The sequence below is a fragment of the Pseudomonas brassicae genome (assembly GCF_010671725.1).
In the GTDB taxonomy this organism is placed as follows: domain Bacteria; phylum Pseudomonadota; class Gammaproteobacteria; order Pseudomonadales; family Pseudomonadaceae; genus Aquipseudomonas; species Aquipseudomonas brassicae.
The window spans coordinates 1-6,304 of the sequence record NZ_JAAHBU010000116.1 but is presented as its reverse complement, the minus strand read 5'-3'; the positions used below and the strand labels follow the sequence as shown (position 1 = coordinate 6,304).

Genomic DNA, 6,304 nt, shown 5'->3' with positions numbered 1-6,304 from the left:
GCTACGCTCCGGGTCCCTCCTTCCGGTGCCGTCCAGGGGGCACGCGGCACGAGTTGCTGCGCAACTCAACAGCCGCTCGCTTCGGCTGCGCCGAAGCTGCGCCCCGCCCCCCGCACGACACCTCCACTCGGCCTGCTGACGGGCCGGACAATCAAGATCAAGATCAACAGCGATAGCGTGCGACCATTACCTGCCGTTGTTCACGCCAGGTTCACCGCCCGCACCGAGCGCCGCGACAGCACACTCACCACCACAAAACTCACCAAGCCCACCGCCAGGCTGTAATAGATCGGCGTATTGGCATCCATCCCATCCTTGAACATGAACACCAGCGCCGTGACAAATCCCAGCGCCATGCTGGTGATTGCACCTGCTGTCGTCGCCCGTTTCCAGTAGATCGCCCCGATCAATGGCACCAGCATGCCACCCACCAGCAGGTTGTATGCCAACGTCAACGCACTGATCACATCCACCACCACCAGCGCAATGCCCAACACCGCAAACCCGGTCAGGCAAGTGAACAACCGGTTGATACCCAGGCTCGATTGCTTGCCACCGCGCAGCTTGGGCAGCAGGTCTTCGGTCAGCACCGTGGAGGCCGCCAGCAAACCAGCACTGGCGGTCGACATCATCGCGGCCAGCGCCGCTGCAATCACCAACCCGCGAATACCGTCCGGCAAGGCCGATTTGACGATGGCGGCGAATGCGTTGTTGGCATTGCCCAGGTCAGGCAGCAACACATGGGCACACATGCCGATCAGCGCACACACCAGGCCATAGATCACGCAATACACACCGGCGGTGGTGCCGGCGCGCTGGGCGACTTTCTCGTCACGGGCGGTGAACACGCGCTGCCAGATGTCCTGGCCAATCAGGATGCCGAAGAAGTAGATCAGGAAGTAGGTGATGATGGTGTCCCAGCCAATAGTGGTCAGGCTGAAGCTGGTTGAAGGCAATTTGGCCACCAGTTCGTCCCAGCCGCCCACCCGGTACAGGCAGATCGGCAACAGGATGAACATCAGGCCAACCGTCTTGATCACGAACTGCACGATGTCGGTCAGGGTCAGCGACCACATGCCGCCAATGGTCGAGTACACCACGACCACCCCACCACCGAGCAGGATCGCCGCCCAGAACGGCAGCTCGAACAGCACTTGCAGCACGGTGCCGATGGCCAGTGTCGAGGTGACCGCGATCATCAGTGCATACGCCAGCATGATGACGGCGCTGGCCTGGCGGGCCATGGGGTTGTAGCGCTGCTCCAGCACCTGGGTCACGGTGAAGATGCGCAGGCGCAGCAGCGGCTTGGCCAGGAACAGGTTCAGGGCAATGATGCCCAGGCCCAGTGCCGCGCACAGCCAGAAGCCGGAAATGCCATGCACGTAGCCCAGTTTCACCGTACCCACGGTAGAGGCGCCGCCCAGCACGGTGGCGGCCATGGTCCCCATATACAGGCTCGGGCCGAGGTTGCGCCCGGCGACCAGGTAATCTTCATGGGTCTTTGCCCGGCGCATGCCGAACCAGCCCAGTACCAGCATGCCGGCGGCATAGATCAGTACAACGAATATGTCCAAGGCCATGGGTGTCTCCGATTATCTTTTTTATGGTGAGATCAATCGCCTGGCGCTATGCGCGACAGGCGTCATTCATCCGTTGACGGGCCGCAGGTGCGGCGCCCAAAGGTTCCTTCCCGGGGTGAAGATCCAAGCCGATGGCGGTTAGCGGTGGGCCACGCCAGGCAGAACACAGAGCATTTCGTAGAGCAGGTTGGCGCCGAGCAACGAGGTGTTGCCGGTGGTGTCGTAAGGCGGGGAGACTTCGACCAGGTCGCAACCGATCAGGTCCAGGCCCTGGCAGCCACGAATGATTTCCATCGCCTGGATGGTGGTCAGGCCACCAATTTCCGGCGTGCCGGTACCCGGCGCCCAGGCCGGGTCGATACCGTCGATGTCGAAGCTCAGGTACACCGGGCCGCCACCGACCTTTTCGCGTACTTCGGCCATCAGTGGCTCCAACGATTTGTGCCAGCACTCTTCGGCCTGCACTACGCGAAAGCCCTGCTTGCGGCTCCAGTTGAAGTCTTCGGCGGTGTAGCCCTGGGCACGCAGGCCGATCTGGACCACCCGGTCGCAGTCCAGCAGGCCTTCTTCGACGGCGCGGCGGAAGGTGGTGCCGTGGGCGATTTTCTCGCCAAACATGTGGTCGTTCACGTCGGCATGCGCATCGATGTGCACCAGCCCGACCTTGCCATGCTTCTTGTGGATCGCCCGTAGGATCGGCAGGGTGATGGTGTGGTCACCGCCCAGGGTCATGGGGATCACGTTGTGTTCGAGGATCTCGTCGTAGGCTTCTTCGATGATGCGCACGGCATCGAGCAGGTTGAAGGTATTGATCGCCACGTCACCGATGTCGGCCACCGACAGCGAGTCGAACGGGGCCGCACCGGTGGCCATGTTGTACGGGCGGATCATCACCGACTCGGCGCGGATCTGGCGCGGGCCGAAGCGGGTGCCGGAGCGCAGCGAGGTGCCGATGTCCAGCGGGATGCCGACGAATGCGGCATCCAGGCCGGCAGCGCTGGGCAGGTGGGGAAGACGGAGCATGGTGGCAATGCCGCCGAAACGCGGCATTTCGTTGCCGCCCAGTGGTTGGTGAAGAATCTTGTCCACGGTCGGGCCTCACGGGTTCAATTGTTCTAGTTATTGGAACCTGTCGGGCCGTGGGGCGAGCTTGCACCCACATGCCGCCTGACAGGTGCATTGGGGCAGAGTCTGCAAAAGGTGGTGGGGCAAGAGAATCGCTACAGGCAAATACTTACTTCAGGTTTTTCTGAACTAATACGCACGCTGTGGGTAGACTGCCGAGTATTCGAAACTGCGTGGAAGTGCCGTGCCATGGCTTCAGCCCTGCCTGACCTGAAATTGCTGCGTATCTTTGTCAGCGTGGTGCGCCATCAGGGCTTCGCCAATGCGCAGCGCGAGTTGAACCTGTCGACCTCGGCGATCAGCACCTACATGAGTCAGCTGGAGGCAGGGTTGGGTATCGTGCTGTGCCACCGCGGCCGGGGCGGCTTCAGCCTGACCAGCAAGGGCGAGCTGTTTCACCAGGAAACCCTGCGCCTGCTGGCCGAGATGGACGGGTTCGAGCAGTACGCTGCGGCCCTGAAGGGCGAGCTGCGCGGCACCCTCAACCTGGGGGTGATCGACTCCACGGTGGGCGATCGCGCCTTGCCGCTGGCCGAAGCGATTGGCGCCTATAGCCAGGAGCACCCGGCCGTGCACCTGCACCTGTCGGTGTCGAGCCCGTACGAATTGCAGCTGGGGGTGCAGGACAACCGTCTGGACCTGGCCATCGGCGCGTTCTCCACGCGCATGAGCGGGCTGGTGTACCAGCCGCTGTACCGCGAGCAGCACTGGCTGTATTGCAGCCACCGGCATCCGCTGTTCGCCGAGCGGCGCATCCCCGAGCAGGTGATCACCCAGCAGCGCATGGTCGGGCGCGGTTACTGGAGCCAGGCCGAACTGGCCCGCCATGGCTTCAAGCACAGTGCGGCAACGGTCGAAAGCATGGAGGCGCAATTGATCCTGGTGCTGTCGGGCGCCTATATCGGCTACCTGCCCGAGCATTACGCCCAGGCCTGGGCCGACAAGGGCGATCTGCGTGTGCTGTCGCCTGCGACTTTTGGCTACCAGGCGCCATTTTCGCTGATCATCCGCCGCGGGCGCAGCCGCGAACCATTGATCCAGACGTTTCGCGACCGGCTCAAGGCGCAGCTCACATTGGCCTGAGCCGGCGCGCTTGAAAATCATTTGCGCACAGGTGTGAAAAATCCTTCAAGTGCCGTGTACACGCCCATGATTGCTCTGCTAAACCTGTTCTTGCTTTGATGAAATTTCCCATCATCTCCAAGCAGGGATCGCCCAGATGCGCATGAATTTGCCCGTCACCGAGCACCAAAGAACCTTTCCCAGCGAACAGCGGCTGATCTCCACCACCGACCTCAACAGCCGTATCACCTATTGCAATGACGCCTTTGTCGCGATCAGCGGCTTTACCTACGACGAACTGGTGGGGCAGACCCATAACCTGGTGCGCCACCCGGATATGCCGCCGTCGGTGTTCGGCCACATGTGGGAGACCATCAAGCAAGGCAAGCCCTGGATGGGGGTGGTCAAGAACCGTTCGAAGAACGGCGACTACTACTGGGTCAGCGCGTACGTCACGGCGATCTACGAAGACGGTCGCATCAGTGGCTACGAGTCGGTGCGTTCGGTGCCCAGCCGTGACCAGATACGCCGCGCGTCGGCGTTATACGCGCGCCTGCGCCAGGGCCGTGCAGCGATTCCCCTGGCGGCGCGGGCCAGTGCGCAGCTGGCGCAGGGTTGGCCGCTGATCGGTGCCGGCCTGGCGTCGGCAGCCGCCTACCTGTGGTTGCCCCAGTACGCCGCACTGGGGGTGTTGATGGCCAGCCTGCTGAGCGCCTGGTACCTGATTGAGGCGCGCCATAACCAGGTGATCCGGCGTACCTTGGCCGAGCACCCCAAGGCGTTCACCAGCCCGCTGGTGGCGCTGACCTACAGTGACAACCATGGCCTGCAGGGGCAATTGGACCTGGCGATCCTGAGCGAAGAGGCGCGCCTGCAGACAGCCCTCACGCGGTTGGTGGATGCAGGCATCGGGGTCAAGGCGCGAGCGGCGCAATCGTCCGACCTGTCGGGCGCCCAGGCGCAGATGCTCGATCGCCAGCGCAGTGAAACCGACCAGTCGGCCACCGCCATCGCGCAGATGGCCGCGACCATTCAGGAGGTCACCCACAACGTGCAGAACACCGCTACGGCGGCCTCCGATGCCGACCAACTGGCGCAGCAGGGCAGCGATCTGGCACAGCAGAGCCTGCGGGCCATGGGCAGCATGGCCGATGCGGTGACCGAGATCGGCCATGCGGTAAACGAACTGGCCGGGCAGACCCAGTCCATTGGCAGCGTGGTGGATGTGATCACCTCGATTGCCGAGCAGACCAATCTGCTGGCGCTCAACGCGGCCATCGAGGCCGCGCGTGCCGGCGAGCAGGGCCGCGGCTTTGCAGTGGTAGCCGATGAGGTGCGCTCACTGGCCCGGCGCACACGCACCTCGACCCAGGAGATTCACCAGATCATCGCCACGCTGCGCGCCGGTGCCGAACGTGCGGTGAGCAGCGCCAGCCGTGGCGAACAGATCTCGCGCGACAGTGTGCTCAGCGTCGAGGCGGTACAGTCGGCGCTGGTGGGCATCAGCCAGGCGGTCAGCCGCATCACCGGCATGAGCCAGCAGATGGCCACGGCGTCCGAGCAGCAGAGCCATGTGGCCGAGGACATCAACCAGCAAATCACGCGCATTGCCCAACTGTGCGATCACAGCGCCGGCCAGGCCAAGCAGGGGGCCGAGATCAGCCAGGACCTGGAGCGCATGGCCGACTACCTGCACAGCCTGGCGGAGCGTTTCAACCGCTGAGGCGCCGTTCTCCCACAGGGATGTGGGATCGTTTTGCGGGCCTGTTGTGGCACACTTCGCCCCCTCAGGAGAACCCGATGTCCAGAATTCACTGCGCGCGCTGCCTGCGCCCCCAATCCCATTGCCTTTGTGCCTTGATCCCCAGCCTTGCGAGCCGTACGCGGGTGGTGCTGTTGCAGCATCCCAGCGAGGTCGGGCACGCCTTGAATACCGCGCGCCTGGCGGCATTGGGCCTGCGCAATGCCGAGTTGCGGGTGGGTGAGGTGTTCGAGGATTTGCCGGCGTTGCTGGCCACACCGGGGTACAGGGTGGGGTTGCTGTTCCCGGGGGCTGAGGCGCAGGTGCTGGCAGGCTATGCCGACACGCCCGATCAGCGGCCGTGGTTGCTGGTTGTGCCGGATGGCACGTGGCGCAAGGCGCGCAAGCTGTTGCACCTGAACCCGCTGCTGGCGGCGTTGCCACGCGTCACGCTGGGGGCGGTGCAGCCTTCGCGCTATCGCGTGCGCAAGGCGCCGGAGGAGGGCGCGTTGTCGACGGTCGAGGCGGTGGTGCAGGCGCTTAATGTGCTGGAGGTGCCTGTGGTGTTCGACGCGTTGCTGCGGCCGTTCGACGCGCTGATCGAAGGACAGATTGCGGCGATGGGGCAGCAGACCTATGTGCGTAATCATCTGCGCTGATGGGTTGTCTGTACCGGCCCCTTCGCTGGCAAGCCAGCTCCCACAGGTTGAGCTGCGCCCTGATGATCACACGGTACCTGTGGGAGCTGGCTTGCCGGCGAAGGGGCCAGCAACGACCGTGATGACTAGCGCTCGCG

General features: G+C 63.8%; 5 protein-coding genes and 1 pseudogene. 4 read left to right on the top strand and 2 right to left on the bottom strand.

Annotated elements, in window-relative coordinates; all coding sequences use genetic code 11:
* Positions 1 to 200 precede the first annotated feature (200 nt).
* Complete coding sequence (locus G3436_RS09745) at positions 201 to 1,580, bottom strand: sodium:solute symporter family protein (RefSeq protein WP_163944095.1); 1,380 nt, start codon at positions 1,578 to 1,580, stop codon at positions 201 to 203.
* 138 nt (positions 1,581 to 1,718) lie between these two features.
* Positions 1,719 to 2,669: an agmatinase gene (gene speB / locus G3436_RS09740; protein ID WP_163944092.1), complete on the bottom strand. Its 951-nt coding sequence runs from the start codon at positions 2,667 to 2,669 to the stop codon at positions 1,719 to 1,721.
* Between the two features lie 225 nt (positions 2,670 to 2,894).
* Between speB and G3436_RS09735 the strand changes: the two genes are divergently transcribed.
* From G3436_RS09735 to G3436_RS09725, 4 genes and pseudogenes are all read left to right on the top strand, one after another.
* A complete protein-coding gene (locus tag G3436_RS09735; protein ID WP_163944089.1) occupies positions 2,895 to 3,788 on the top strand; it encodes a LysR family transcriptional regulator in 894 nt (297 codons plus the stop codon).
* A 136-nt stretch (positions 3,789 to 3,924) separates the two neighbouring features.
* A pseudogene (locus G3436_RS28850) lies at positions 3,925 to 4,206 on the top strand (PAS domain-containing protein); the annotation flags it as partial.
* Between the two features lie 255 nt (positions 4,207 to 4,461).
* A complete protein-coding gene (locus G3436_RS09730) occupies positions 4,462 to 5,490 on the top strand; it encodes a methyl-accepting chemotaxis protein (protein WP_420801193.1) in 1,029 nt (342 codons plus the stop codon).
* 77 nt (positions 5,491 to 5,567) lie between these two features.
* The gene (locus tag G3436_RS09725; RefSeq protein ID WP_163944084.1) at positions 5,568 to 6,167 is read left to right on the top strand and encodes a tRNA-uridine aminocarboxypropyltransferase; all 600 of its coding nucleotides are present in this window, start codon (positions 5,568 to 5,570) and stop codon (positions 6,165 to 6,167) included.
* Positions 6,168 to 6,304: the final 137 nt, after the last annotated feature.

Coding starts and splice junctions, on each gene's coding strand:
- G3436_RS09735 (WP_163944089.1), top strand. CDS start 2,895: ATGGCTTCAGCCCTGCCTGACCTGAAATTGCTGCGTATCTTTGTCAGC.
- G3436_RS09745 (WP_163944095.1), bottom strand. CDS start 1,580: ATGGCCTTGGACATATTCGTTGTACTGATCTATGCCGCCGGCATGCTG.
- G3436_RS09730 (WP_420801193.1), top strand. CDS start 4,462: ATGGCCAGCCTGCTGAGCGCCTGGTACCTGATTGAGGCGCGCCATAAC.
- G3436_RS09725 (WP_163944084.1), top strand. CDS start 5,568: ATGTCCAGAATTCACTGCGCGCGCTGCCTGCGCCCCCAATCCCATTGC.